Annotated in this window: 25 protein-coding genes; 5 read left to right on the forward strand and 20 right to left on the reverse strand. The window is 67.1% G+C overall.

What is annotated here, in order from left to right; genetic code table 11:
- Positions 1-2: 2 nt before the first annotated feature.
- The 4 genes from A5747_RS09970 to A5747_RS09985 all read right to left on the reverse strand — a co-directional run bounded on the left by A5747_RS09970 (position 3) and on the right by A5747_RS09985 (position 3,918).
- Entirely contained in the window at positions 3-749 is a 747-nt protein-coding gene (locus A5747_RS09970) for a succinate dehydrogenase/fumarate reductase iron-sulfur subunit (RefSeq protein ID WP_076123647.1), read from the reverse strand.
- Complete coding sequence (locus A5747_RS09975) at positions 746-2,665, reverse strand: fumarate reductase/succinate dehydrogenase flavoprotein subunit (protein WP_076123648.1); 1,920 nt, start codon at positions 2,663-2,665, stop codon at positions 746-748. The genes A5747_RS09970 and A5747_RS09975 overlap by 4 nt, the downstream gene beginning before the upstream one ends.
- 47 nt (positions 2,666-2,712) lie before the next feature.
- A complete protein-coding gene (locus A5747_RS09980; RefSeq protein WP_076123649.1) occupies positions 2,713-3,534 on the reverse strand; it encodes a hypothetical protein in 822 nt (273 codons plus the stop codon).
- 78 nt (positions 3,535-3,612) lie between these two features.
- Positions 3,613-3,918 (reverse strand): hypothetical protein, encoded by a 306-nt coding sequence (locus tag A5747_RS09985; protein WP_076123650.1) that lies wholly within the window; start codon positions 3,916-3,918, stop codon positions 3,613-3,615.
- Positions 3,919-4,029: 111 nt separating this feature from the next.
- Between A5747_RS09985 and A5747_RS09990 the strand changes: the two genes are divergently transcribed.
- A complete protein-coding gene (locus A5747_RS09990) occupies positions 4,030-4,791 on the forward strand; it encodes an isocitrate lyase/phosphoenolpyruvate mutase family protein (protein WP_076123651.1) in 762 nt (253 codons plus the stop codon).
- A gap of 106 nt (positions 4,792-4,897) precedes the next feature.
- Here A5747_RS09990 and A5747_RS09995 read toward each other — a convergent pair whose 3' ends face one another.
- Complete coding sequence (locus tag A5747_RS09995) at positions 4,898-5,338, reverse strand: Hsp20/alpha crystallin family protein (protein ID WP_076123652.1); 441 nt, start codon at positions 5,336-5,338, stop codon at positions 4,898-4,900.
- Between the two features lie 214 nt (positions 5,339-5,552).
- Between A5747_RS09995 and nirB the strand changes: the two genes are divergently transcribed.
- Both nirB and nirD read left to right on the forward strand, forming a co-directional pair.
- Entirely contained in the window at positions 5,553-8,120 is a 2,568-nt protein-coding gene (gene nirB, locus A5747_RS10000) for a nitrite reductase large subunit NirB (RefSeq protein ID WP_076123653.1), read from the forward strand.
- 13 nt (positions 8,121-8,133) lie between these two features.
- Positions 8,134-8,490, forward strand: coding sequence for a nitrite reductase small subunit NirD (gene nirD / locus A5747_RS10005; protein WP_076123654.1), 357 nt, complete (start codon positions 8,134-8,136; stop codon positions 8,488-8,490).
- Positions 8,491-8,494: 4 nt separating this feature from the next.
- Here nirD and A5747_RS10010 read toward each other — a convergent pair whose 3' ends face one another.
- From A5747_RS10010 to A5747_RS10055, 10 genes are all read right to left on the reverse strand, one after another.
- Positions 8,495-8,944: a hypothetical protein gene (locus tag A5747_RS10010; RefSeq protein ID WP_076058296.1), complete on the reverse strand. Its 450-nt coding sequence runs from the start codon at positions 8,942-8,944 to the stop codon at positions 8,495-8,497.
- A 31-nt stretch (positions 8,945-8,975) separates the two neighbouring features.
- Entirely contained in the window at positions 8,976-9,734 is a 759-nt protein-coding gene (locus tag A5747_RS10015; protein ID WP_076123655.1) for a sirohydrochlorin chelatase, read from the reverse strand.
- The gene (locus tag A5747_RS10020) at positions 9,731-10,876 is read right to left on the reverse strand and encodes a uroporphyrinogen-III synthase (protein WP_076123656.1); all 1,146 of its coding nucleotides are present in this window, start codon (positions 10,874-10,876) and stop codon (positions 9,731-9,733) included. Before A5747_RS10020 ends, A5747_RS10015 begins: the two co-directional genes overlap by 4 nt.
- Before the next feature lie 77 nt (positions 10,877-10,953).
- Entirely contained in the window at positions 10,954-12,351 is a 1,398-nt protein-coding gene (locus A5747_RS10025; protein ID WP_076123698.1) for a NarK/NasA family nitrate transporter, read from the reverse strand.
- Positions 12,352-12,613: 262 nt separating this feature from the next.
- The gene (locus tag A5747_RS10030; protein ID WP_076123657.1) at positions 12,614-13,159 is read right to left on the reverse strand and encodes a GNAT family N-acetyltransferase; all 546 of its coding nucleotides are present in this window, start codon (positions 13,157-13,159) and stop codon (positions 12,614-12,616) included.
- Positions 13,160-13,194: 35 nt separating this feature from the next.
- Entirely contained in the window at positions 13,195-14,109 is a 915-nt protein-coding gene (locus tag A5747_RS10035) for a 5-oxoprolinase/urea amidolyase family protein (RefSeq protein WP_233148006.1), read from the reverse strand.
- A gap of 29 nt (positions 14,110-14,138) precedes the next feature.
- Positions 14,139-14,813: an allophanate hydrolase subunit 1 gene (locus A5747_RS10040; RefSeq protein WP_076123659.1), complete on the reverse strand. Its 675-nt coding sequence runs from the start codon at positions 14,811-14,813 to the stop codon at positions 14,139-14,141.
- Between the two features lie 99 nt (positions 14,814-14,912).
- Entirely contained in the window at positions 14,913-15,902 is a 990-nt protein-coding gene (locus tag A5747_RS10045; RefSeq protein ID WP_076123660.1) for an ABC transporter substrate-binding protein, read from the reverse strand.
- A 56-nt stretch (positions 15,903-15,958) separates the two neighbouring features.
- A complete protein-coding gene (locus A5747_RS10050) occupies positions 15,959-16,543 on the reverse strand; it encodes a TetR family transcriptional regulator (protein ID WP_076123661.1) in 585 nt (194 codons plus the stop codon).
- Positions 16,530-17,831, reverse strand: coding sequence for a DNA polymerase domain-containing protein (locus A5747_RS10055; RefSeq protein WP_076123662.1), 1,302 nt, complete (start codon positions 17,829-17,831; stop codon positions 16,530-16,532). The genes A5747_RS10050 and A5747_RS10055 overlap by 14 nt, the downstream gene beginning before the upstream one ends.
- Before the next feature lie 58 nt (positions 17,832-17,889).
- Between A5747_RS10055 and fadD2 the strand changes: the two genes are divergently transcribed.
- Complete coding sequence (fadD2, locus tag A5747_RS10060) at positions 17,890-19,569, forward strand: long-chain-fatty-acid--CoA ligase FadD2 (protein WP_076123663.1); 1,680 nt, start codon at positions 17,890-17,892, stop codon at positions 19,567-19,569.
- Between the two features lie 22 nt (positions 19,570-19,591).
- On the opposite strand, the gene A5747_RS10065 is transcribed toward fadD2, so the two are convergent.
- The gene (locus A5747_RS10065; RefSeq protein ID WP_233148003.1) at positions 19,592-19,936 is read right to left on the reverse strand and encodes an ATPase; all 345 of its coding nucleotides are present in this window, start codon (positions 19,934-19,936) and stop codon (positions 19,592-19,594) included.
- Between the two features lie 461 nt (positions 19,937-20,397).
- Here A5747_RS10065 and A5747_RS24795 point away from each other — a divergent pair, with 461 nt between their 5' ends.
- Positions 20,398-20,820 carry a hypothetical protein gene (locus A5747_RS24795; protein WP_233148004.1) on the forward strand — a complete coding sequence of 141 codons (423 nt, stop codon included), beginning with the start codon at positions 20,398-20,400 and terminating at the stop codon, positions 20,818-20,820.
- A gap of 178 nt (positions 20,821-20,998) precedes the next feature.
- Here A5747_RS24795 and A5747_RS10070 read toward each other — a convergent pair whose 3' ends face one another.
- The 4 genes from A5747_RS10070 to A5747_RS10085 are packed head-to-tail and all read right to left on the reverse strand — an operon-like array spanning position 20,999 to position 25,978.
- Positions 20,999-23,197: an acyl-CoA dehydrogenase gene (locus A5747_RS10070; protein ID WP_076123665.1), complete on the reverse strand. Its 2,199-nt coding sequence runs from the start codon at positions 23,195-23,197 to the stop codon at positions 20,999-21,001.
- A 42-nt stretch (positions 23,198-23,239) separates the two neighbouring features.
- Positions 23,240-24,190: a 2-hydroxyacid dehydrogenase gene (locus A5747_RS10075; RefSeq protein ID WP_076123666.1), complete on the reverse strand. Its 951-nt coding sequence runs from the start codon at positions 24,188-24,190 to the stop codon at positions 23,240-23,242.
- A gap of 7 nt (positions 24,191-24,197) precedes the next feature.
- A complete protein-coding gene (locus A5747_RS10080) occupies positions 24,198-25,331 on the reverse strand; it encodes an alpha/beta hydrolase (RefSeq protein ID WP_076123667.1) in 1,134 nt (377 codons plus the stop codon).
- Positions 25,328-25,978 carry a TetR/AcrR family transcriptional regulator gene (locus A5747_RS10085; protein WP_076123699.1) on the reverse strand — a complete coding sequence of 217 codons (651 nt, stop codon included), beginning with the start codon at positions 25,976-25,978 and terminating at the stop codon, positions 25,328-25,330. Before A5747_RS10085 ends, A5747_RS10080 begins: the two co-directional genes overlap by 4 nt.
- Positions 25,979-26,028 lie beyond the last annotated feature (50 nt).

Consider the following 26,028-nt stretch of genomic DNA (forward strand, 5'->3'; position numbering starts at 1 on the left):
GCTCAGCGGCGAAACAGCTTGTTGCCCAACCACACCACGGGGTCGTACTTGCGGTCGGCGACGCGTTCCTTCATCGGGATCAGCGCGTTGTCGGTGATCTTGATGTTTTCCGGGCAGACCTCGGTGCAGCACTTGGTGATGTTGCAGTAGCCCAAACCGTGCTCCTGCTGCGCGTCGTTGCGCCGGTCCCGGGTGTCCAGCGGATGCATCTCCAGCTCGGCGATGCGCATCAAGAAGCGCGGCCCGGCGAACGCCTTCTTGTTCTCTTCGTGGTCGCGGACCACGTGGCAGACGTTCTGGCACAGGAAGCATTCGATGCACTTGCGGAATTCCTGCGAGCGCTGGACGTCGACCTGCGCCATGCGGTACTCGCCGGGCTGCAGTTCCTTGGGTGGCGTGAAAGACGGGATCTCGCGCGCCTTTTCGTAGTTGAACGAGACGTCGGTGACCAGATCACGAATCACCGGGAAGGTCCGCAGCGGCGTGACGGTCACGATCTCGTCCTCGGCGAACGTGGACATCCGGGTCATGCACATCAGCCGCGGCATGCCGTTGATCTCCGCGGAGCAGGATCCGCACTTGCCCGCCTTGCAATTCCACCGCACCGCGAGGTCGGGTGTCTGCGTCTGCTGCAGGCGATGGATGATGTCGAGCACCACCTCGCCCTCGTTGACCTCAACCGTGAAGTCCTGCAGCTCGCCGCCGGCCTCGTCGCCGCGCCACACCCGCATGGTCGCGTTGTAGGTCATTCGCCTCTCCGTCCTGGGTGCTCGGCCAGCTCGTCGTCGGTGAAGTACTTCTCCAGCTCGGAGATCTCGAAGAGCTCCAGCAGATCGGCCCGCATCGGAACCTGGTCTTCGCGAGTGATCTCGATGTCGGGAATCACCGCATCCCCGCCAGCCGCGCGGCAGACCAGCAACACCTTGCGCCAGGACGCATCCATCGATGGGTGGTCGTCGCGGGTGTGCCCGCCGCGGCTCTCGGTGCGCGCCAGTGCGGCCTTCGCGACGCACTCGCTGACCAGCAGCATGTTGCGCAGGTCGATGGCCAGATTCCAGCCCGGGTTGTACTGGCGGTGGCCTTCCACGTGCAGGTTCTTGAACCGCTCGCGAAGCTTGGCGAGCCGCTCGAGCGCCTGGGAGATCTCGTCCTCCTTGCGGATGATGCCCACCAGGTCGTTCATCGACTGCTGCAGTTCGAGCTGCAGCGTGTAGGGGTTCTCGGCGGCGGCGCCATTCGTCGGTCCCGCGAACGGGGCCAGCGCCCTTTTCGCGGCCGCCTCGATCGCCTCCTCGGAGACGGCCGGGCGGCTGCTGAGCGCCCGCGCGTAGTCAGCGGCGCCGAGGCCAGCGCGGCGGCCGAACACCAGCAAGTCCGACAGCGAGTTACCGCCCAGCCGGTTGGAGCCGTGCATGCCGCCGGAGCACTCGCCGGCGGCGAACAGCCCGGGGACCGTGGCCGCACCGGTGTCGGCGTCGACCTCGACACCGCCCATCACGTAGTGACAGGTCGGCCCGACTTCCATTGCCTCCTTGGTGATGTCGACCCCGGCCAGCTCCTTGAACTGGTGATACATCGACGGCAGCCGCCGCTTGATCTCCTCGGGCGTGAGCCGGGATGCGATGTCGAGGTAGACCCCGCCATGTGGGGTGCCGCGGCCAGCTTTGACCTCCGAGTTGATCGCGCGCGCGACCTCGTCGCGGGGCAACAGATCGGGGGTACGACGGGCCGAGTCGTTGTCCTTGAGCCACTGGTCGGCCTCTTGCTCGGTTTCGGCGTACTGGCCCTTGAACACCGGCGGGATGTATTCGAACATGAACCGCTTGCCGTCGGAGCTCTTCAGCACGCCGCCGTCACCGCGGACGCCTTCGGTGACCAGGATCCCCTTCACACTCGGCGGCCACACCATGCCCGTCGGGTGGAATTGCACGAACTCCATGTTGATCAGCGACGCGCCGGCCCGGAGCGCCAGCGCATGGCCGTCACCGGTGTACTCCCAGGAGTTCGAGGTCACCTTGAACGACTTGCCGATTCCGCCAGTGGCCAGCACCACGGCCGGGGCCTCGAACACGACGAACCGCCCGCTTTCGCGCCAGTAACCGAAGGCCCCGGAGATCACGTCGCCGTCTTTGAGTAGCTCGGTGATCGTGCACTCGGCGAACACCTTGATCCGCGCCTCGTAGTCACCGAGTTCGGCGTAATCCTCCTGCTGCAGCGAGACGATCTTCTGCTGCATCGTGCGGATCAGCTCGAGGCCGGTGCGGTCGCCGACGTGTGCCAGCCGGGGGTAGGTGTGGCCGCCGAAGTTGCGCTGGCTGATCTTTCCGTCCTTCGTGCGGTCGAACAGCGCGCCGTAGGTCTCCAGCTCCCAGACCCGGTCGGGTGCCTCCTTGGCGTGCAGCTCTGCCATCCGCCAGTTGTTGAGGAACTTCCCGCCGCGCATGGTGTCGCCGAAGTGGGTCTTCCAATTGTCCTTGGGATTGGTGTTGCCCATGGACGCCGCGCAGCCACCCTCGGCCATCACGGTGTGGGCCTTGCCGAACAGGGATTTGCTCACCACCGCGACCTTGAGGCCACGCTCGCGCGCCTCGATGACCGCGCGCAGACCCGCGCCGCCGGCACCAATGACGACGACGTCGTAGTTGTGCCGCTCGACCTCAGTCATGAAACCTCGCTCAGCTTTTCTAATCTAGTAATCGGCGAATTGGCTTATCAGCCAACAAATCTCAAGTCGGTGATGGTGCCGCTGGCCACCAGCATGATGTAGAAGTCGGTGAGCGCCAGCGTCCCCAGCGTGATCCATGCGAATTGCATGTGCCGGGTGTTCAGCTTGCTGACCTGTGTCCAGATCCAGTACCGCACCGGGTGTTTGGAGAAATGCTTGAGCCGCCCGCCGGTGACGTGCCGGCACGAATGGCAGGACACGGTGTAGGCCCAGAGCAGCAGCACGTTGGTCACCAGAATGACGTTGCCCAAACCGAATCCGAATCCGGAGGGGGAGTGGAACGCCATGATCGCGTCGTAGGTGTTGATCAACGAGACCACCAGCGCGACATAGAAGAAGTAGCGGTGGCTGTTCTGAATGATCAGCGGGAGCCGGGTCTCACCGGTGTAGTGGGCCCGCGGTTCGGGCACCGCGCATGCCGTGGGCGACTGCCACACCGAACGGTAGTAGGCCTTCCGGTAGTAGTAGCAGGTGATCCGGAACCCGAGCAGGAACGGTAATACCAGCATTCCCAACGGAATCCACCACGGGAAATGGCCGAACCAGACGCCCAGATGGCTGGCACCCGGCTCGCAGGACGCGCTGACGCACGGCGAGTAGAACGGCGTCAGGTAGTGGTATTTGTCCACCCAATAGCTATTGCCCCAGAAAGCGCGGGTGGTCGCGTAGAGGATGAACGCCAACAGACCGAGGTTGGTCACCAGCGGGGGCTGCCACCAGCGGTCGGTGCGAAGTGTCCTTTCGGGCAATTGCGCGCGGGTGGCTGAGAAAACGCCGGACGCAGGACGGTTCGCCGTTGGTGCGCTCATCTAGTGTTCCTCTTCGAACGGGCTGTCTGGTCGAAGGGTACACAGAGAGAGCCCTCCCTTTTACGGGGGGCTTGGTTGTCAGGACCTGCTGTGACCCCCGACACCCTCGTCGTCGACATCGCGCCAGAAGTCGGTGTCGTACTGGGTGTCGGGAATGGTGATCTTCTCGCCGGACTGCTGCACCGTGGCGCGAGCCAAATCCAATTCGGAGACGTCGGTATCGAGCAGTTCGATGTCGGACAGGATCCGGTCGGCGTCGATCACGATGCGGCGCAGCGCCGGGCTGTCGCCATAGCGCGCCTTCAGGGAGCTGACGCACCGCCGCAAACCGCCGATGAGGTCGTGCAGTTCGGCGAGTTCGGTGGTGTCAGCGGGGCTCGACAACGGATCTCCTAGGGCAGAAGGGTGTTACGGATCACAGTACGCTCCCGATACTATCCACCCCACCGACCGCGCGTGAGGCAGGTCACTCCGCACGCCCAGGGGGCAAACACCATGACAGGTCAGACCGCACTGGCGCGCCGCGCCGCGGCGCTGCTCGAACTGCATCGGCCGGGCGACCCGGTCATCCTTCCGACGGTGTGGGACGCCTGGTCGGCGCGCCTCGCCACGGACGCCGGATTCGTCGCGCTGACCGTGGGCAGCCATCCGCTCGCGGACTCGATCGGCAAACCCGACGGCGAGGGCATGTCGTTCGACGACGTCCTGGCCCGGGTCGCCCAGATCACCGCGGCCGTCGACGCCCCGGTATCGGTGGACATCGAGTCCGGCTACGGCCAGCCGGCCGGGCGGCTGATCGAGGGCCTGCTCAGCGTGGGCGCCGTCGGACTGAACATCGAGGACACCGTGCACTCCGAGGGCAAGCGGCTGCGGTCCGCCGCCGAGCACGCCGAACTGGTGGGTGCGCTGCGGTCGGCCGCCGACGCCGCCGGCGTCCATATGGTGATCAACGCCCGCACCGATCTCTTCCTGCGCAAGGACGGCGACGACGCCGACCGCGTCGACCGGGCCGTGGCGCGGCTGACCGAGGCCGCCGCCGCGGGTGCCGATGTCCTCTACCCGGTGGGGCGTCACGACCCGGAGACGTTGCGGCGCTTGGCCACCGAGTTGCCGCTGCCGATCAACGCGATCGCGCTGCCCGACCAGGATGACCCGGCGTCATTCGGCCCGCTGGGCGTCGGCCGGATCAGCTTCGGCCCGTTCCTGCAGGCCGCGCTCGCGGGCCGGGCGCGCGAGTTGCTCGCCCGCTGGGGTTGATCTGACAACGGAAGTCGTTGTCGATCAAAGGTTTTGGTGTTCTCCGGAAACGGTGAATCCGGCGAAGCTGTTGCGGCCCCGCCGGATTCACACTTGATTGCCGGAATTACTTGCTGATCGCGATGCGCTGCGGCTGGGCCCCCGCGTAGGCGCCGGTGACCCGGACCGTCAGCACGCCGGCGTCATACGAAGCCGCGACGGCCTCGCTGGTGACGTGGCCGGGCAGCCGGAACGACCGGCGGAACGAACCGTAACGAATCTCACGCAACGTGCGGCCGTTCTCCTCCTCGGAGCGCTCGTCACGGTGTTCGCCATGGATGACCAAGCGGCCATTCTCCACCTCGACGTTGACGTCCTTCTCGACGTCGACACCGGGCAGTTCCAGACGCACCACCGCGTCGTTGCCCTCCTTGACGATCTCCGCGGCGGGTGTAAAGCCACTGGTTACCGGCTTGAACCAGTCCGCCGTCGCGGCGGGACCGAAAAAGTCACGCAGCCACCGGTCGGTGTCCCAGGCCGGTCGCGACCACAATGCGAGGTTACTCATGTCCGTCTCCTTGAGCTCTGTTGTGAGTTTGCTGTGACCGGCGCCTTGCCGGCCGGCTACTAGTACAAACTTGAGTCGGTCACGCTAAAGTTCCACCTGGCCGTTCACCGTGAGAGAACACGTTCACAACGGCGCGCGTGAGGTGTGAGGTGGCCGTCATACGAGTGTCACATTGAGCGACGTTTCCTTAATTTCTCGCTTCTACTCTCTTGGCATGGCTTCCGTCGGAACCCCGTCCGCACCCTGTGCCGCGCGCCACATCATCGTGGTCGGGCACGGCATGGTGGGGCACCGCTTCGTCGAGGCGCTCCGCGCCCGCGACGCCGACGGGTCTTGGCGGGTTACGGTTTTGGCCGAGGAGGCCGATGCGGCTTACGACCGTGTCGGCCTGACGTCGTACACCGAAAGCTGGGACCGCGGCCTGCTGGCCCTGCCCGGTAACGACTACTCCGGCGACGAGCGGGTGCGCCTGTTGCTGAACACGCGCGTGACCGAAATCGACCGCGCGACAAAGTCGGTGATCACCGCGGACGGCCAACGGCACAGCTACGACGCCCTGGTGCTGGCCACCGGCTCGTTCGCCTTCGTGCCGCCGGTGCCGGGTCACGACCTGCCCGCGTGCCACGTCTACCGCACCCTCGACGACCTCGACGCCATCCGCGCCGGCGCCGAGCGCGCCCGTGACTGCGCTCACAACCTGGCCGGCGTTGTGATCGGCGGCGGCCTGCTGGGACTCGAGGCCGCGAATGCGCTGCGCCAGTTCGGGTTGCAGACACACGTCATCGAGATGATGCCGCGACTGATGGCTCAACAGATCGACGAGGCCGGTGGCGCGCTGCTGGCCCGGATGATCACCGAGCTTGGGATCGCGGTACACGTCGGCACGGGCACCGACTCGATCGAAGACATCCAGCATCCGGACGGCTCGACCTCGGTGCGGGTACGCCTGAGCGACGGCGACGTCATCGACGCTGGCCTGGTGATCTTCGCGGCCGGCATCCGGCCCCGCGACGAGTTGGCCAGGGCCGCCGGGCTGACGATCGCCGAGCGGGGCGGCGTGATGACCGATTTGTCTTGCCAGACAAGCGATCCCGACATATACGCCATCGGTGAGGTCGCCGCGATCGAGGGGCGCTGCTACGGCCTGGTCGGCCCCGGCTACACCTCCGCCGAGGTTGTGGTGGACCGGCTGCTAGACGGCGCCGCGGAGTTTCCCGATGCGGACCTGTCGACCAAGCTCAAGCTGCTGGGTGTCGACGTCGCCAGCTTCGGTGACGCCATGGGGACGACCGAGAACTGCCTCGAGGTCGCCATCAACGACGCGGTGAACCAGACATACGCGAAGCTGGTGCTCTCCGATGACGCCAAAACCCTGCTGGGCGGGGTGTTGGTGGGCGATGCCTCGTCGTACGGGGTGTTGCGGCCGATGGTCGGTAGCGAGCTGCCCGGGGATCCGCTGGCGCTGATCGCCCCGGCGCAATCCGCCGGGGGTGCTTCGGCTTTGGGGGTCGGGGCGCTGCCGGACGCGGCGCAGATCTGCTCGTGCAACAACGTCACCAAGGGCGAGCTGAAGTGCGCGATCGCCGACGGCTGCGCCGATGTTCCGTCGCTGAAGTCGTGCACCGCGGCCGGCACCTCGTGCGGGTCGTGCGTGCCGCTGCTCAAGCAGCTGTTGGAAGCCGAGGGCGTGGAACAGTCCAAGGCGCTGTGCGAACACTTCAGCCAGTCGCGTGCCGAACTTTTCGAGATCATCTCCGCCACCGAGATCAGGACCTTCTCGGGCCTGCTGGAGCGCTTCGGTCGCGGAAAGGGTTGCGACATCTGCAAGCCCGTGGTCGCGTCCATCCTCGCTTCGACCGGCTCCGAGCACATCCTCGATGGCGAGCAGGCGTCGCTGCAAGATTCGAACGACCACTTCCTGGCCAACATTCAGAAGAACGGTAGCTACTCGGTGGTGCCGCGGGTCCCCGGCGGCGACATCAAGCCGGAGCATCTGATCCTGATCGGCCAGATCGCCCAGGACTTCGGGCTCTACACCAAGATCACCGGCGGCCAGCGGATCGATCTGTTCGGCGCGCGGGTAGATCAGCTGCCGCAGATCTGGAAGCGGCTCGTCGACGGCGGCATGGAATCCGGCCACGCCTACGGCAAGGCGCTGCGCACGGTGAAGAGTTGCGTGGGCAGCGACTGGTGCCGTTACGGGCAGCAGGATTCGGTGCAGCTGGCCATCGACCTCGAGCTGCGCTACCGGGGCCTGCGGGCGCCGCACAAGATCAAGCTCGGCGTCTCGGGTTGCGCGCGCGAGTGTGCCGAGGCGCGCAGCAAGGACGTCGGCGTCATCGCGACCGAGCAGGGGTGGAACCTTTACGTCGCCGGCAACGGCGGCATGACTCCCAGGCATGCGCAGCTGCTGGCCAGCGACCTCGACACCGAGACGCTAGTCCGCTACATCGACCGGTTCTTGATGTACTACATCCGCACCGCCGACCGGCTGCAGCGCACCGCGCCCTGGGTCGAATCGCTCGAAGGCGGGCTCGATCACGTGCGCGAGGTCGTGTGCGACGACTCGCTGGGACTCGCCGAGGAATTCGAAGCCGCGATGGCGCGGCACGTGCAGAACTACAAGTGCGAATGGAAAGGCGTGCTGGAGGACCCGGACAAGATGTCGCGGTTCGTGTCCTTCGTCAACGCCCCAGACGCCGTCGACTCGACGGTGGCGTTCACCGAGCGCGCCGGTCGCAAAGTACCTGTGCCTATTGGGATGCCGCGGGTCCGCGGGTGACGAGGGAGGAACTATGACACTTCTCAACGACATTCAGGTGTGGACCATCGCCTGCGCCTACGACCACCTCATTCCGGGTCGCGGTGTCGGCGTGCTGCTCGACGACGGCTCGCAGGTGGCACTGTTCCGGCTGGACGACGGATCAGTGCACGCGGTCGGCAACGTCGACCCGTTCTCCGGCGCGGCGGTGATCTCGCGCGGCATCGTCGGGGACCGCGGTGGCCGCGCCACCGTCCAATCCCCCATCCTCAAGCAGGCTTTCGCGCTCGAGGACGGCATTTGCCTGGACGATCCGGAGGTCTCGGTGCCGGTGTACCCGGTGCGCGTCACGGATGATCGCCTCATCGAGATCGCGCGCGTGACCCCCTGATCGATTAGTCGATATCCCCGACTAGGTAGCGCTGCATCGTCGGCCCGATCGCGTCAACGAGCGCGTCCACCGACATCGAGTGCAGCGGCTCGGATCGGACGCCGTAGCGCAGGATGCCCAGACCGACCAGCTGGGACGCGCACAGCGACGCCCGCACGGCGACCTTGTCGGCGCCCAGGATTTTCAGCAGCGGTCCGAAAACCGGGCCGATGAACATGCCTTGGACGATTTCGGCGGTCTTGGCCATGCCGGTCGACGCGACCGCGCTCGCAGCGAACGGGCCGCCGCCGGCGGCATCCCAGGTCGTGATCAGCATGTGCAGCGTTCGGCGGCCCACCTGATTGGCCCCGCCGGTGACGATCCGATCGATGAACTCCGGTGTGCCAAACGGCAAACGCAGCATCTTGGCGACCGGGTCAAGGAGCCCACGCGACGGCTCTTCGCGACGGGACATGGTGCCAGGATCACCCGTCAGCAAGCAAAGATCAAGCGTTGCGAGCCTCGGCGCGCCTCGGGTGCAAGGCTTTGTGCTCCACGGATTTCGACCTCAGCCGCGGCCGTTGGCTCGGGTGCGGCACGGCCCTACGGAATCGGTTCGCGATCAACCGCGCCAGGCCGGGATGGGTGCCGAGCGGTCGGCTGACGACGTCGGCGCCGCAATCATGGAGCCGTTGCTGAAACAGCCCGTCGGCCAACAAGTACGAGGCGACCGCGATCCGACGGGCGCCGTCGCGGCGAGCGTGCTCGACCGCCTCATGCACATAGGGACCGCCGGTGGCCGCGAAGCCCAGCGTCACCCGTGATCCGGTGAGCGCCGACAACAATGTCGCGGTGGTGTGCAGGTCCGCGCGCGCCCGGGAATCGGAGGTGCCCGCCGCACCGAGGATCACGGAATCGCCCGGACGCCAACCCGATTCCATCAGCTGGTAAAAGACAATCCGCGCGATCTCGCCGCTCGGCCCCAGCGCCGGGGTGACGACGACGTTGGAATGCCCGCTGGCCGTCACGTGGGCGGGCAGATCGGTGCGCACGTGATATCCGCGAGACAAAAACGCCGGCACCACAATGGCGCGCCGTCCATCTGTGGCCTGCGAGAGCACCTCGCTGGGCGTGGGCCCCAACACGTCGACGAACGCCACCTGCACCGTCCGGTCCAGCAGCGTACTCACTTGCGCCGCAAGGTCTCCGATCATCGCGACGCCGCCCGGTGCGCGGGTGCCGTGTGCGGTCAGTATCAGGTTCATGCCAGTCCAGCCGGTTCGTCGACGGCCAGCCGGTAGCCGCGCTTGACCACCGTCGCGACAATGTTCCTGTCGCCCAGGGCCGTCCGCAACCGCAGCACCGCCGTGTCCACGGCGTGCGGGTCGTTGCTGGTGCCGGGCAGCACCCGTAACAGGTCGTCGCGGGCGACGACATCACCCGGCCGTTGCGCCAGCGCACGAAGGATCGCCATCCCGGACCCCGACAGCGATTTGACCGAACCGTCCACCAGAGCGCAGGTTCCCCGGATATCCACGCGGTGACCGGCGGCCTTCACGTTGCATGAGCCCAGCAGCGGCAGCTCTTCGGCGATGTGGCGGGCCAAGGCCCCCAACCGCATTCGTTCGGGGGACGACGTCGGGACGCCCTGTCGCATCAGCGGCTGGGAGGTCACCGGGCCCACGCACATCGCGTGCACGTCGGTGCGCAGGGCCTTCAGCAGTTGGTCCTCGATGTCCAAGTCGCGGCTGCGCTCCAGCACCGCCGCCGCGGCCGGCGCCGACGTGAACGCGACGGCATCGAATTGCCGTCGCGCAAGCTCGGTGACCAGCTGGTCGAACTCGCCGCCCAACGGCGTCGGTTTCCACCGGTACACCCGGATGGGCACCACTTCCGCGCCCGCCGAACGCAATCCGCCGACAAATTCCGGGAACGGGTCCCAGGCGTCGGCCGCGCCGTGCAGTTGGACCGCCACCCGCATGCCCGAGATGTCGGATTCGAGCAGGTATTTCAGCAACTCGGTGGAGGATTCGGATTTCGGCGACCATTCCTCGTGCAGCCCGGCGGCGCGCAGCGCACCGGTCGCCTTCGGTCCGCGCGCCACGATCCGGGCCGACGTCAGCGCCTCGACGAGCTGATGGCCCAGCCCCCACCCCTCGGCGGCGGCCAGCCAGCCGCGCATGCCGATGCCGGTGTGCGCGACCAGAATGTCGGGTGGCTTGGCGATCAACGCCTCGGTGTTGCCGTGTAATTCATCGTCGTCGGGCAGTGCGATCATGTTGATCGCGGGCGCGCTGAAGACCTCGGCTCCGTTGCGGCGCAGCAGCGCGGACAGCTCCTCGGCGCGGCGCGCGGACGTCACCGCGATGCGATAGCCGGTCAGTGGCGCAGAGGGCTGCTGGGCCATATCAACTGTGTATGCCTAGGACGTTTCCGCCGCGTTACCGCACAATTTCTGACGCATTGCCCTCGCTGCGACCACCGTCACACCCGTGCCGGCTCGGCGTCGAGCGCCGGTCCGCCGACGCTCGACGCGCTGACCGGCCGGCGAACATAGGTGGTCCACGTCAGGATCGCGGCCACCACATAGGACGCGAGGAACAACCAATACGCCGACGTTTCGGTGCCGCTGCGGAGGTAGGACTCGCGCAGCGCCAAGTTGATCCCGACGCCGCCGAGCGCGCCGACCGCGGCGCACCAACCGATCAGCGATCCCGACATCGCGCGCGACCAGTGCCGGCGTTGTGCCTCGCCGGCGTCGAGCGAGCGACTGCGCGCCTCGAAGACCGACGGGATCATCTTGAACACCGAGCCATTGCCCATCCCCGACAGGATGAACAGCACGACGAAGCCGACGACATAGCCGATCATCGCGAAGGGACCGCCGCGGCCGCTGCGGTCGTCGAGCGTACTGATGGTGACCAGCAACCCGGCGCCCAGGATCATGCCGGCGAGGACGCCGAGGGTGACCCGGCTGCCGCCGAACCGGTCGGCGAGCCTCCCGCCGTAAATCCGCGCCAGCGATCCCAGCAGCGGTCCGACGAAAGCGATCTGCGCGGCGTGCAGCGATGCGTGCGACGCGCTTTCGCCGCTGGCGACGAAGTTGACCTGCAGTACCTGGCCGAACGCGAAGGCGAATCCGATCCAGGAGCCGAAGGTGCAGATGTAGAGCAGCGAGATCACATAGGTGTCGCGTTCGAAGAGGACCGAGCGCATGGTGTGCACCTCGATGCCGTGGTCGAGGTTGTCCATCCACAGCGCGGCCGCGATGCCGACGATCGCGAGTAGGACCAGATACACCGCGCAGACGATGTACGGCGCTTGGTGACCGGCCGTGGCGAGCACCAGCAGGCCGACCAGTTGGATCACCGCGACGCCGAGGTTGCCGACGCCGGCATTGATCGCGAGCGCGGCGCCCTTGAGGCGCTGGGGGTAGAAGGCGTTGACGTTGGCCAGCGAGGCCGCGTAGTTGCCGCCGCCCAGCCCGGTCAGCGCGGCGCACACGACATAGGGCCACAGCGGCAGGCCGGGATTGGCCAGCAGCACGATGGTGCCGACGGTGGGGATCAGCAGCACGAAAGCGGAAAAGGTCGTCCAGTTGCGGCCACCAAAGGACGCGATGCCCAGGGTGTAAGGGATGCGAGCGCAACCTCCGACCAGCGTCGCGACGGCACCGAGCAACAGCTTGTCGCCCGCTGAAAAGCCATACACGGACGCGGGCATGAACAGCGCCATCACCGACCACAGCGACCAAATGGAAAACGCGGCGTGGTCACCCGCCATCGTGCACAACAGATTGCGGCGGGCGATTTTGTTGTCGCCCGCCTCCCAGGCCGCGGTGTCTTCGGGATCCCAGTCCGTGATGCGGTGGCTGCGGCCCATGCGGTATTCGCCTTTCGTGGACGGGATTTGGGTTGGCGCGGTAAGGCGGCCGCGTCGTGCGCCGCAGGTTTCGATGCTCACATTCGCGACGGAAACCAGTCAACTCGATTCCGCCGAAATCGCCTGTCAATTGAATTCCAGTTGTCTGGTAAATCGCTGAAGGACAAGCGGATTGGCGAACGCTCTATGACGCAGGCCGCGCTGTGGAATTCGGTGTGAGCTGCAATACATTTCGTGCTATAGGGCTTTCGCCCGATAGCAGTTACCACACGTCTCCCGCGCGCCAATCGCACATCAGGTCCGCGGAGGTATCCAGACTGATTCCAACCGGCAGCACGAATATCGTGTCGTCGTCGTCGGGTGTGCGGGTCGGTCCGGCCGGGGCCAGTACCGACGTGGGGCCGCGCCAGGGCAACCAGCCGCGCGCCGCGTAGAGCCCGCGCGCCCGGGTCGACGAACTGAGGGCCCCCACTTGGTACGCGCCGCGGACCACCTGCTCGACGCCATCCAGCAGCGCGTGCACCAGGCCCTGGCCGCGGCAGTCCTCCCGCACCGCGACACCCTCGACGTAGCCGCAGCGCAACGCGGTTCCGCGGTAGAGCAGTCGCCGCTGCACCACCGCGGCGTGCGCGATGATCGCGCCGTGCCGACAGATCAGGGCGTGCATGCCGCCCAGTGCGTGCTCCCAATCGTTTTCGGTGAAGTCGCCGGCGAAGGCGGTGGTGACCATCTGGCAGACGTCTTGCCGAGTCTCGATGTCGAGATCGGCGGTATGGACCAGGCGAGCGGTGTGAACCTGGGCGGTCACACCCCTTGTCTACCAGCCCTGTCCATAGCCTGGTACTACGAGAACTGCCAATCCGCCGAGCTCGCCTGCGCCCCGGCCCCGACCGGAATGCGGGGCCGCGCCCAGTGGAACCGCACGTACTGGCCCGGCCGCACCTGGGCGACCTTGTCGACGTCCTCGTCGATCACCACGCCGACGACGGGGTAGCCGCCGGTGACCGGGTGATCGGGTCCCAGGATCACCGGTAAACCGTTGGGCGGCACCTGAATTGCGCCCCGGGTCGCACCCTCGCTGGGCAGCTGGCGATCCGGGTAGCGATACTGCAGCGGGCGGCCCTCCAACCGCATCCCCACCCGGTCGCTGCGGTCCGAGGCCATCCAGATCGTATGCACCAGTGCGTCGGGATCGACGAACCAGTCGTCGCGCGGCCCGGGCACCACCCGCAGTTCCACCAGATGCCGGGTAATCGCCGCCACGGGCGCCTGGTCGAGTTCGGGGTAGTCGTCGGTGTGCTCGCCGATCGGCAGCCGGTCTCCAGCCGCGAGGGGCGACGGGCCGATCGCGGACATCACGTCGTAGCTGCGCGAGCCCAGGACCGGTTCGACACAGATGCCGCCGCGCACGGCCAGATAGGTCCGCAGTCCGGCTCGAGGGGCGCCCAGGGAGATCACCTGACCGTCGCGAACATGCTGAATGCTGTTGGTGCCGAACGTGATTCCGTCGACGGTGGGGTCGGTGTCGGCGCCCGTCACCGCGATGTCGACGTCGCCGCCGCGGACCCGGGCGCACAATCCCCCGAACGTCACCTCCACGGTGGCGCGGTCGTCGGGGTTGGCGACCAGCCGGTTGGCCAGTGTGTGCGAACGGCGGTCGGCGGCCCCGGAGCGTCCGACACCGAGGTGGGCCAGCCCGGCGCGCCCGAGGTCCTGGACGACGGCCAGCGGTCCGGTGCGCAGGATTTCGAGCTGGATGTCTGGATTTGTCACGGCGCCCTCCCTGGTCATGCCGCGCGGAACTGGACCCACATGCCCTGCGTCAGTAACGCCGGATTGGGCCGCTCGAGGTCCCACAGCACCGCGTCGGTGTGGCCGATGAGTTGCCAGCCGCCGGGCGACTGGCGTGGGTATATCGCGCTGAATTCGCCGGCAAGGGCGACCGAACCCGCCGGCACAGAGGTGCGCGGCTCGGAGCGGCGCGGTACCCGCAGGCGTGGATCGCCGTCCACCAGGTACGCGAAACCCGGTGCGAATCCGCTGAATCCGACCCGCCAGAGGGTGCAGGTGTGGGCGTTGATCACCTGTGCGGTGGACAGCCCGGTGTGGCTGGCGACCTCCGCGAGGTCCGGGCCGTCGTAGACGACATCGATCACCACGTCGGCACGGCGATCCGCGGGGGCGGTCTCGGTGGCGGTGACCGGCATCTTGCGCAGACGCCGCCGGATGACGCCTTGGCTGCGCGGGCCGTCGAGCTTCACCAGCACGGTGCGCGCGGCCGGGACGATGTCGACCACGCCGGACAGGGCCGCGGCGCGCAACGCGTCGGCCCACGCCAATACCTCTGCGGTGCTGCCACATTGCACCATCAGAGCTCGGTCGCCGTAGTCGAGTACGGTGTTGCCGACCAGCTCCGTGGGCAGGCCCCGGGAAAGGCCGCTGCTGAGGTCAGTCACGCTCATTACTCGACGGTAACCTCGGAATCCGGGCAGGTCGAGGGAATGCCGGGGGATTTTCGAGCACTGCCAGAGGTGCCTTAGCAAACGCTCAAACAGTGGGATCTAACCCAGGATCTTGCTGATCTGCGGGGGCAGTTGGTCGGCGACCAACGGGTAGCTCAGCGGCGAGGAAAACGCGATCGCCCCGGCCTGGTCCTTGGTGGTGAAGATGTGGCGACTCTGCGCGGTCGCCTGCGAAGCCGCCACCTCGGGGTCGGCGAGTATCGCCTTTTGGTCGTCCGGGCTTTCCGTCGTCCAGATCACCACGTCGGCGGAATTGAGCACCGTCTTGATCTGGTCGCGCGGGATGACGGCGCGATGATCGGTGCTGAACGGTTTGATGCTGTCGGCGATGACGAGGCCCATCTGGTTGAGGAAGTCCGTGCGCCAGCCCGCGGTGGTTGCGACCACCGTGCCCTGAAAAAGCGTGCCCTGCATCAACAATGCCTTCTTGGCCTGCCACTGCGGATACTTCTGGGCGACCGCGACGAACTGTTTGTCGACGGCGTCGATCAGTGACCTCATCTGGTCGGCCTGGAACACCGCCTGCCCGATGGCGGTGGCCTGCTCCTTCCACGGCTCGAAGAACGCGTCGCCGTCCGATTGCGCGATGGTCGGGGCGATCGCCGACAGCTTCTGATAGGTGTCGGCGTCCACCCCGGCATTGACGGCCACGATCAGATCGGGTTTCAGCCCGGCGATCTGGTCGACCGGAATCCCGTTGTCGAGGTTGAGCACCACCGGATGTGCGTCGCCGAGTTTGGGCTGGGCCCACGGCCACACGGCGAACGGTTGATCGCCGAACCAATTGGTGACCGCGATGGGCACCACGCCCACCGCGAGCAGGTCGTCTTGTTCGGTGTAGCCGGCGCTGACGACGCGCTTGGGTGGCTCTTTGACGACGGTCTGGCCGAACAGGTGGCTGACCGTCACCGATCCGCGGGGAGCGGAACCCGGCGACGGCCTGGGCGACGAGCAACCCGGCGAGACGGCGGCGACCCCGACCGCCGCTGCGGCCCCGGCGAGCCGCAAGAATCCTCGCCGATTCTTCATCGCGTGAGAGTATCGCGTTTCGCCCTCTCACCTGCGTCGCCGCGCGGTTTAGCCGCTCAGCCCAGCGGCATCCCGGCATCGACGAAGTCCATGGCCCGATAGACCGTTTCGGCCGTCTGTGGCGCATTGTCGAAGGCGGCCATCATCGCGCCTGTCAGCGCACCGACGAACACCCGGACCTCGAAATCGCTTGCGGGCCGGCCGATTCGGCGGCTTATCGCTTCGGCCATGACGTTGACGGTGCGGTAGTACTCGTCGTACATGGCCGCCTTGAGTTCCGGTATCGAGAACATCAGCCGCTGCCGGGTGTTCTCGAACTCCAGCTGGTCGGCGGGAAGCTGCGCCATGACGTCCTGATAGGCCCGGCGAAACGCCTGGATCAGCGACAGGTCGGGCGGCGCCGACTCGAAGGCCGCCAATATCAGCGGGTCCAGATCGTCGGCCAAGAGCAACGACTCCTTGGAGGGGAAGTACCGGAAGAAGGTGCTGGGCGACACCTCGGCGGCCTCTGCGATCTGCTCGACGGTGGTGGCGGCGTAGCCGTTCTGCTCGATCAGGCGGAACGCCGCGCGCCTGATGGCCTGGCGCGTCTTGATCTTCTTGCGCTCCCGCAGACCCAGGGGCGGCTCAGTCGCCTGCATGAGGCGATTGTCCCGCATCCGCGGCGCCCCGTCTGGAAGCCGGCGGCGTGTAGCCCTCCCACGGGGAGTAGTCGGCGATCAGCTCTTCCTGCGGCGGGCGCTGGTCGGCCGGCACGTGCTGCAGGTTGATCCGGATCCGGTACCAGATCGAGCTCGGCCCGCGCATCCCGTCGACCAGAACGTCGGCCGGGTGCAGCCGGTCGGCGACGGCGGGGTAGCGGCCGCGCCAGGTGTCCAGCGCGGCCATCGCCTCGTCCCGGGTTTTGGTGCGGGCGATCTCGATGAGCGGCTTCGAGGACTGGCGACGGCCGTCGCCGCGCGACGCGCTGCCTTTCGCCCCTCGCGGGGCCTTCTCCGCCGGCCCCAGCTCCTCGGCCAGCATCAGCAACCGATCCAGCTCGCCGACGGCGTCGTCCATGGCCTCCCACGGATCACCGAGGTCGGCCAGCCGGTCCGGCACGGTGGCGATGGTGAACGCCTCGGGCTTACAGCCGGCGACCTCGTCCCAATGCAGCGGCGTCGACACCCGGGCATCGGCGGTGGCCCGCACCGAGTAGGCCGACGCGACCGTGCGGTCCTTGGCGTTCTGGTTGAAGTCGACGAAGACGCCCTCGCGCTCCTCCTTCCACCAGCGGCTCGTCGCCGCCTCGGGCGCCCGGCGCTCCACCTCCCGGGCCACGGTTTGGGCCGCCAGCCGCACCTGACGGAAGCCCCAGCGGGGTGCGATGCGCGCGTAGATGTGAAAGCCGCGCGACCCGGACGTCTTCGGCCACGGCGTCAGCCCGTAGTCCTCCAGCACCTCGCGGGCCACCAGCGCGACGTCGACGATCCGTTGCCAGGACACCCCGGGCATCGGGTCCAGGTCGACCCGCAATTCGTCGGGGTGATCGAGGTCGACGGCTTGCACCGGATGCGGGTTGAGGTCCACGCAACCCAGATTGATGACCCACGCCAGCCCGGCGGGGTCGTGGATGACGGCCTCCTCGGCCGACGTGCCCGACGCGTAGCGCAGCTCGGCGACGTCGACCCAGTCCGGCCTGTTCTTGGGCGCACGCTTCTGGAACACCGCCTCTTGCGAGATCCCCTTGACGAAGCGCTTCAGAATCATCGGCCGGCCGGCGACACCGCGCAGCGCCCCGTCGGCGACGGATAGGTAGTAGCGGACCAGGTCGAGCTTGGTGTGGCGGCCCGCGCCGCCGTCGCCGGGGAAGACCACTTTGTCCGGATGGGTAATGGTGACCTCGCGCCCGGCCACGTCGAGTGACACCGGAGCGGTCATGGGGTTCATGGTAATTCCGGGAAAATTTTCTCGGCCCATTGCGACCTGCGTCACATATGGTGAAGTCATGCCTAACCTCATCGGCCTGCCCGGGCAAACCGTGGCGAAAGTTCAGCAGTATCTCGAGCGCGGTTCGGCCGAACTGCACTACGTGCGCAAGATCTTCGAAGCGGGTGCATTCCGGATCGAGCCGCCGCAGAACGTCGCCGCGATGGCCGCCGACATCTACAAGTGGGGCGAGTTCGGCATGCTGCCGTCGCTCAATGCCCGGCGTCATCCGGACCGTGCGGCGTGCATCGACGAAGACGGCGAATTCAGTTTTCGCGAGCTCGACGAGGCCGCGCACGCGGTGGCCAATGGGCTGCTCGAGAAGGGCGTCAAGGGCGGCGACGGCGTCGCCATCCTGGCCCGCAACACCCGCTGGTTCCTGATCGCCTACTTCGGCGCAGCGCGGGTCGGCGCGCGCATCATCCTGCTCAACAGCGAGTTCTCCGGCCCGCAGATCAAGGAGGTGTCGGAGCGCGAAGGCGCCAAGCTGATCATCTACGACGACGAGTACACCAAGGCCGTCAGCAAAGCCGAGCCGGAGCTTGGCAAGCTGCGCGCCCTCGGGACCAACCCCGACAGCGACGAGTCGTCCGGAAGTAAGGACGAAACGCTGGCCGACCTGATCGAGCGCAGCAGCAACAAGCCCGCCCCGAAGGCGAGCAAGCACTCGTCGATCATCATCCTGACCAGCGGCACCACCGGCACCCCCAAGGGCGCCAACCGCAGCACCCCGCCAACGCTGGCGCCAATCGGGGGCATCCTGTCGCACGTGCCGTTCAAGGCGGGCGAGGTGACCTCGCTGCCCGCCCCGATGTTCCACGCGCTGGGTTTTCTGCACGGCACCATCGCGATGTTCCTGGGGTCGACGCTGGTGCTGCGGCGCAAGTTCAAGCCGCCGCTGGTGCTGGAGGACATCGAGAAGCACAAGGCGACGGCGATGGTGGTCGTGCCGGTGATGCTGTCGCGGCTGCTGGACGCGATCGAGAAGATGGACAAGAAGCCCGACCTGTCCAGCCTGAAGATCATCTTCATCTCCGGGTCGCAACTGGGCGCCGAGCTGGCGAGCCGCGCGCTCAAGGACTTCGGTCCGGTCATCTACAACATGTACGGCTCGACCGAGATCGCGTTCGCCACCATCGCCGGTCCCAAGGACCTGGAAAAGAATGCGGCGACGGTCGGACCGGTGGTCAAGGGCGTCAAGGTCAAGATCCTCGACGACAACGGCAACGAGAAGCCGCAGGGCGAGGTGGGACGGATCTTCGTCGGCAACGCGTTTCCGTTCGAGGGCTACACCGGTGGCGGCCACAAGCAGATCATCGACGGCCTGATGTCGTCCGGCGACGTCGGGTACTTCGACGAGCACGGCCTGCTGTACGTCAGCGGTCGCGACGACGAGATGATCGTCTCCGGTGGTGAGAACGTCTTCCCCGCCGAGGTGGAGGACCTGATCAGCGGGCATCCGGACGTCGTGGAGGCCACCGCCATCGGTGTCGAGGACAAGGAGTGGGGTCATCGGTTGCGCGCCTTCGTGGTCAAGAAGGAGGACGCCGACCTCGACGAGGACACCGTCAAGCACTACGTGCGCGACCACCTGGCCCGCTACAAGGTGCCGCGGGAAGTGGTCTTCCTCGATGAGCTGCCGCGCAACCCGACGGGCAAGGTGCTCAAGCGCGAGCTGCGGGAGATGGAGATCGACTAGCGGCCGGTCACGGGGCGGCTGCTCAGCGCCGTTCCTGGATGGCGCGGGTGATCTCGGCCCCGAGCTTTGGGTCGGCCAGTAGCCGGTCTATCAGCGCGGTGAGGACCTCTTGTCCTGTTACCCTCGCGACCCCGAGGCGGTCGGCCGCGTCCCGTTGCCAAATGTCGAGGGCCCGGTGTGTGGCTGCCGGGAGATCCACGGTGCGCCGGGTGCGCTGGATGCGGATCGGCCGTTCGGTTGCGTCGCGTGACCGCGGGGTTGGGCCGGTGATCCTTGGGGCGCCCGGTTGCCGGAAGCTCGTTAGGCGCTCGGTCGTCGTCGCATCGTCCGAAGGCGTGCCGGGTGTGCGGCTGGGGTTGAAGCTCACTGCGGCGGCCGTCCCTTCGTGGAGGCAAGTCAGTAAATCAGTATGTGTCTGCTACCGATTCTGTCACTAAAGTCGCCCCGAGTCGCGCCGCGAGCCACCGACGCAGCCGGCCGGCTGGCGGGGGACGGCCGCGATAACCGCAGGACATAATTACGAAGTTCGCTGTGCGATTCTCGAACGCGAATTTACTACCATTGCACCGCGGCATTAATTCAGGAGTTACGTAAAGCCGGAGATACGTACCTCAGTAAGTCAGTAGATGGCTGTCTTACTGGTGCGACGCTAAAGTTAACTCTACTGATCTCAGTATTTGGAAATATCTTGAAATACGAGGCCGAACTAATTTACTACTGTGATTTGCGTATCGGCTGTTGTTTGCCTGAGAATTTGTGGGTAACGTTTTAAGTATCAGTTTTTGACGGATCGTGGAGGGAGGTCGAGAAATGATTTCACTGCGATCCATGCGTAACGCCGCGGCAGCCGCGGTAGGTGCCGGCGCGCTGGCCGGGGCGATGCTGGTCGGCAGCGCACCCGCGGCACAAGCCGTCCCGGCGCCGACCCCAGCGACAAGCTTCGACAACGCCGGGCCGCACGGCGGCGCGCCGCTTAGCCCCGGCGTGATCCCCGACCGCCCCGGCGGGGGTGGAGGTGGCCATGGCGGCGGAGGCCATGGCCCTGGCCCCGGCCCCGGTTGGGGTCACGGACCTGGTCCCGGTTGGGGTAAAGGCCCCGGTTGGGTTCCCGGCCCGGTTTGGCACGGCCCCGATGTCGGATGGTGGGGTCATCCCGGCAACGGTTGGGGCAACATCCCGCCTGGTCGCGGCTTCTGGGCTCCCGGGCACTGGTGGGGGCCCGCGCAGCAGTGGTGGAACTGGTGGTGGTGAGCCAGCCGCTAGCACTGCGTGGCGTGGTCAGCCTTGTCCTGCCGAGCGTTTAGGTTGACCCGGCCACGCTGAGGGGGGAAGCGCCATGCCGGCCTACCACCGCGCGGCCGGCATGGCCCCCCACCCAAAGGCAATCCATGCCGACCCGAGACCGGCCTCGGGTCGGCATGGATTCTTCTTATGGGTCGCGGGGCAGGCCCAGGAGCCGCTCGGCGATGATGTTGAGCTGCACCTCCGACGTGCCCCCGTAGATGGTGGTGGCGCGGCTGGCCAGCAGGTACTCGTCCCACTTGCCCGCCAACTGTTCGGGGTCGCCGATCGCGGCGTCGGTGCCGAACGAGGACACCGCGAATTCGGCGTAACCCTGACCGGTGCGCATCGACAGCAGCTTCGAGATCGCCGCCGACGGCATGGCGTCGCCGCCGGCCAGTGTCAACAGCGTCGAGCGGAGGTTGAGCACCTTCGCGGCGTGACCTTCGGCGATCAATTGCCCGGCCCGATGTTGCGCTATCTGGTCGAACTGGCCGTCACGGACGAACTCGACGAACTCCGGCAGGGTGGCAAGGAAATTCGCGTCGCTGCTCCCGATCGAGACCCGCTCCGCCGTCAGCGTGTTGCGGCTGACCTCCCAGCCCCGGTTGACGTCACCCAGCACGCAATCGTCGGGCACGAACACGTCGTCGATGTAGACGGTGTTGAACATCGCGTTGCCGGTGAGCTCGCGCAAGGGCTTGACCGTGACGCCCTCGCTCTTCATGTCCAACAGGAAGTACGTGATGCCGTTGTGCTTCGGCGCCGACGGATCCGTCCGCGCCAGCAGCGCGCCCCAGTGCGAGTACTGCGCGTAGGTGGTCCAGATCTTCTGCCCGGTGATGCGCCACCCGCCGTCGGCTCGCGTCGCCTTGGTGGTCAGCCCCGCCAGATCCGACCCGGCACCCGGCTCGGAAAACAGTTGGCACCAGACCATTTCGGCGCGAAAGGTCGGCGGCAGGAAACGTTGTTTCTGCTCCTCGGTACCAAACGCGACGATCGACGGAATGATCCAGGCGGCGATGCCGACCTGGGGCCGCTTGACCCGTCCGGTGGTGAACTCCTGGGCGATGATGATCTGCTCGACCGGGCTCGACGCCCGGCCCCACGGCTTGGGCAGGTAGGGCAGCACCCACCCGCCCTCGGCGATCGCGACCTTGCGGGGCTCGCGGTCCATCGCCTTGAGCGCCGCCACCTCGGCCCGGATTTCGGATCGCAGCTTTTCGGTATCGGGGTCCAGGTCGATATCCACGGCGCGCATCCCCGTGGTGGTCGCGGTGTCCACCACCCTTTGCGGGTACTCCGACCGGCGGCCGAAGGACGCGGCGAGGATCACCGCCCGGCGGTAGTAGACGTTCGTGTCGTGCTCCCAGGTGAACCCGATGCCGCCGTGCACCTGGATGCAGTCCTGGGTGCAGCGCAGGGCGGCCGCCGGAGCCAGCGTCGCGGCCACGGCGGTGGCGAACTCGACCCCGGAACCGGCTGTGTCCCAATTGTTTTGGCTTGCCTCATCGATGGCGCGCGCGGCATCCCACACCGCGGCCGTCGCTCGCTCGGTGTCGGCGATCATCTCCGCGCACTTGTGCTTGATGGCCTGGAACTGGCCGATCGGCCTGCCGAACTGTTCGCGGATCTTGGCGTATTGGGACGCGGTGTCGGTGGCCCAGCGCGCCACACCGATCGCCTCCGCGGACAGCAGCGTGGTCATCAGCGCGTGCGCCGTCGCCATGGTCAGGCTGCTCAACACGGCGTCGTCGCCGACCTCGACGGCGTTGGCCCGCACATGCGCGATCGGGCGCAGCGGGTCGACGCTCTGCACCGGCTCGATCTCCAGCTGGTCGGCGCGCAGCACCACCCATTCGTCACCGCTGTCGATCGCCACCGGTAGCACCAGCACCGACGCCTGCGCCGCCGCGGGCACGGCGCGCGCTTCACCGCGGATCACCAGCGCGTCACCCTGCCTGGTGGCGGTCAGCCCGGAATCCAGCCCGTAGGCGGCGATGGCCGCGCCGGAGGCGAGGTCGGCGAGCACCTTGGCGTCCGGGTCGTGCGCGGCGATCAGCGCGCTGGCGATCGCGGACGGCGCGAATGGTCCGGGTACCGCGCCGTAGCCGAACTCGGCAAGCACGATGGCCAGCTCGAGGATGCCGAATCCCTGCCCGCCGACGGACTCCGCCAGATGAACCCCCTGCAGGCCCTGCTCGGCCGCCGCTCGCCAGTACGGTGGCGGGTTCTCGATCGGTGTTTCCATGGCCTCGTGCAGCACCTCCGACGGCGCGACGCGCGCCACCAGAGATCGCACCGAATCGGCCAGGTCTTGATGCTCAGGAGTTATCGCGATCGGCATTGGTCGCCTTCCCACGCTGTGTTTCGGCCAGCGCCTTCCAAGCTAACAACCGGTGGGTTGGTTGACCACATTGGCCAACGGAAGCCCGTCGCGCAGCCGGCGGCAGTTGGCAACGGCCTCGACCAGATACCGCCGCATGGTGTCGGCCGTGTACCAGGTGACGTGCGGCGTGAGCACCACGTTGTCTAAGCCCAGGAGGGGATTGTCGGGCCCGACCGGCTCGGCGTCGAAGACGTCCAGGCCCGCCGCGGCAAGCCGGCCGCCACGCAACGCGTCGACGAGGGCGACTTCGTCGACGACGGCTCCGCGTGACGTGTTGACCAGCACCGCATCCGGTTTCATCCGGGCCAGCGCGTCGCGGTCCAGCAGATGGACGGTGTCGGCGCGCAACGGTAGGTGCAGCGAGACGATGTCGCTGGCCGCCAGCAATTCGGGTAGCCGCCGCCAGCCGGGCCGCCCGTCGTCGCGGGTGCTGGTGTGCAGCACGGTGGCGCCCATCGCGGTGACGATGTCGCCGACACGTTTGGCGATGTTGCCGTAGCCGACCAGGCCGACGGTGCAGCCGCCGATGTCGCGTACCGTCTCGCCGAGTTCGGGATCGGCCGGCCAGCCGGCACCGCGGCGCACCGCGTGGTCCAGCGCCGGGAGCCTGCGCAAGGCGGCCAGCATCAGCAACACCGTGCCCTCGGCCACCGACGGCGCGTTGGCGCCGGGCATATTGGCCACTGCGATACCGCATTTCGTCGCGGTCTCCACGTCGATGGTGTTGACTCCGGCGCCGAGTTTGTGCACCAACCGCAGCCGTGGCGCGCGCCGCAGGTCGGCGCCCGACAGGGGCCGCAGCACATGCCAGATCACCTGCGCGTCCGGCAGCTCTCGGTAGAAGGCGGTGTCGTCATCGTCGGCGCACCAACGAATGTCCAGCCAATCCGCTTCGGGCGCAACAAAATTGAGGACCTTGTCGCCGGGGACAAAATGGGCCAGTACTCTCACGAGATTGTTAGCGCCACCGTTTGGATATCCACTTGGCGATGGTATCGGCCTGCTCGGTGCGCGCGCCCGGGGTGCTGAAGTAGTGGTCGGTGTCGATCGAGCATTGGGTCTTGTCGGTGGCGGCGAGCCCATCGTAGATGCGCTGGGCATCCGACGGAAAGACGCCGGTGTCGGCGTCGGCGTTGATCACCAGGGCCGGGCAGGAGATCCGGGCCAGATGCGGCTCGGCGCGGGTTTGCGCCGCCCGCAGACTCCACATGCCCAGCCAGTTGCGCAGCGTGCAGGCCGCGGCGATGCCGTGCGCGGAGCGGTTGGCCTTGGCCGGGATGCCCGCGTAACAGAGATTCGGCTGACGCTTGGTCGGCTCGATGCTCGGATCGACCATGCGGGGATCGGCCCAGGTTCGCATGACGGTGAACGGGCGATCGGAAAACCCCGCGGCGCGAACGCGTTTGAGCTCCATCTCGGCCCAGTCGGTAATGGCATGGTTGCGTGCGGTCTGCGCCGCACGATAGCGGGCCAGGAACTCCGGCGAGTACGGGGGACCGTTCGCCTCGTTGAACAGGTCGAGCTCGGGATCGGTGGCGACGGGATCGTTCTCGTCGACGACCGCGGCATCCATCCACGCCGTCAGCACCTCGGGGCGCCCGGGGTGGGCCGCGGTGGCCACGTACCCGTCGGCGGGGATCAACTCGCCCAGCCCGGCCGCCGGACGCATGCCCTCGAGCGGGGTCACGTTCGGTTCGACGGCCTGGGACTGATACGCGGCCATCAGGGAGCCGCCTCCCGAATTGCCGAGCAGCACAACGGTATCCACGCCCTGGACTTCGCGCAGCCAGCGGACCCCGACGCCGATGTCGACCAGGGCATGGTCGAGCAGAAAGCTGCTCTCGAAACCACGGAACCGGGTGTTCCAGCCGAGGAACCCGATGCCGCGGGTCGCGATGTAGTCGGCGAGATAATGCTCGGAGAAGTCGATCTGGTAATGCGTTGCGATCATCGCCACCTTCGGCTTGCGCCCGACCGCCCGGTGGTACAGGCCCTGACACGGATGACCCCCGGCGCCGGCGCGTCCCGCGGTGGGAGACGGCAGCCCGATGAACTCTCGGATGACTCCTGCTGCAGGAGTATGACGAGTCACTTCAGCGGCTCTCCTGGGGAGTAGATGGCCCGGTAGTAGATGTTGGCAAGCGTCTGAATGCAGGCCCGATCGTCGGGCTCGGAGCGTGCCCCACTGAGCTGGATGTAGCAGAACTGGTTGAACATCGCCACGATCGCCTCGGCAATGAGCCGCGGGTCATCTTCCGGGCAGTAGCCCTCGGCCTGGGCCCGTCGCACCGTCTCGGTGATGAAAGAGATTGGTATCGCACACATTTCGGCCCAGTATTGGGCGAAGTCGTCGTTGACCATCGCCAATTGGGACACGCCGATCATCTCGGCGAGCCGGTGGCGGTAGGTGTGCCAGTGCGCGGCGGCGGCCTCGTATGCCCGCTCGCGATGCGACAGACCATGCCGGGTCACCGTCAACGCGCGCTGGTTGGCCTCGTCGCGGAAGCGCAGGGCCCACTGCCGGACCATCGCCTCTTTGGAGTCGTAGTAGTTGTAAAACGAGGCCGCCGAGCGGCCCGCCTCCGCCGCGATATCGGCGATGGTCGTGGCCAGAATGCCCTTGCGCGCGATGACCGTTCGGGCGGCCGCGTCGATCGCGGCTTGCGTGCGGCGGCCCCGGTGCGTCGGGAAGTCGGCGGCCTGGCCGGGCCGGCGATTGGGCTCTGCCGCGGTCAACACGTGGCGCACCTCCCTGGAGCAAAACTGAACCTGATGTTAGATTCAGATCT

Origin of the sequence: Mycobacterium sp. IS-836, assembly GCF_001954275.1 — a bacterium.
Classification (GTDB): domain Bacteria; phylum Actinomycetota; class Actinomycetes; order Mycobacteriales; family Mycobacteriaceae; genus Mycobacterium.

What these genes read in the sequence shown, in the direction of transcription:
- A5747_RS09970 (WP_076123647.1), bottom strand. Translation starts at nt 749, where the DNA reads ATGACCTACAACGCGACCATGCGGGTGTGGCGCGGCGACGAGGCCGGC.
- A5747_RS09975 (WP_076123648.1), bottom strand. Translation starts at nt 2,665, where the DNA reads ATGACTGAGGTCGAGCGGCACAACTACGACGTCGTCGTCATTGGTGCC.
- A5747_RS09980 (WP_076123649.1), bottom strand. Translation starts at nt 3,534, where the DNA reads ATGAGCGCACCAACGGCGAACCGTCCTGCGTCCGGCGTTTTCTCAGCC.
- A5747_RS09990 (WP_076123651.1), top strand. Translation starts at nt 4,030, where the DNA reads ATGACAGGTCAGACCGCACTGGCGCGCCGCGCCGCGGCGCTGCTCGAA.
- A5747_RS09995 (WP_076123652.1), bottom strand. Translation starts at nt 5,338, where the DNA reads ATGAGTAACCTCGCATTGTGGTCGCGACCGGCCTGGGACACCGACCGG.
- nirB (WP_076123653.1), top strand. Translation starts at nt 5,553, where the DNA reads ATGGCTTCCGTCGGAACCCCGTCCGCACCCTGTGCCGCGCGCCACATC.
- nirD (WP_076123654.1), top strand. Translation starts at nt 8,134, where the DNA reads ATGACACTTCTCAACGACATTCAGGTGTGGACCATCGCCTGCGCCTAC.
- A5747_RS10010 (WP_076058296.1), bottom strand. Translation starts at nt 8,944, where the DNA reads ATGTCCCGTCGCGAAGAGCCGTCGCGTGGGCTCCTTGACCCGGTCGCC.
- A5747_RS10015 (WP_076123655.1), bottom strand. Translation starts at nt 9,734, where the DNA reads ATGAACCTGATACTGACCGCACACGGCACCCGCGCACCGGGCGGCGTC.
- A5747_RS10020 (WP_076123656.1), bottom strand. Translation starts at nt 10,876, where the DNA reads ATGGCCCAGCAGCCCTCTGCGCCACTGACCGGCTATCGCATCGCGGTG.
- A5747_RS10025 (WP_076123698.1), bottom strand. Translation starts at nt 12,351, where the DNA reads ATGGGCCGCAGCCACCGCATCACGGACTGGGATCCCGAAGACACCGCG.
- A5747_RS10040 (WP_076123659.1), bottom strand. Translation starts at nt 14,813, where the DNA reads ATGAGCGTGACTGACCTCAGCAGCGGCCTTTCCCGGGGCCTGCCCACG.
- A5747_RS10045 (WP_076123660.1), bottom strand. Translation starts at nt 15,902, where the DNA reads ATGAAGAATCGGCGAGGATTCTTGCGGCTCGCCGGGGCCGCAGCGGCG.
- A5747_RS10050 (WP_076123661.1), bottom strand. Translation starts at nt 16,543, where the DNA reads ATGCAGGCGACTGAGCCGCCCCTGGGTCTGCGGGAGCGCAAGAAGATC.
- A5747_RS10055 (WP_076123662.1), bottom strand. Translation starts at nt 17,831, where the DNA reads ATGAACCCCATGACCGCTCCGGTGTCACTCGACGTGGCCGGGCGCGAG.
- fadD2 (WP_076123663.1), top strand. Translation starts at nt 17,890, where the DNA reads ATGCCTAACCTCATCGGCCTGCCCGGGCAAACCGTGGCGAAAGTTCAG.
- A5747_RS24795 (WP_233148004.1), top strand. Translation starts at nt 20,398, where the DNA reads ATGCGTAACGCCGCGGCAGCCGCGGTAGGTGCCGGCGCGCTGGCCGGG.
- A5747_RS10070 (WP_076123665.1), bottom strand. Translation starts at nt 23,197, where the DNA reads ATGCCGATCGCGATAACTCCTGAGCATCAAGACCTGGCCGATTCGGTG.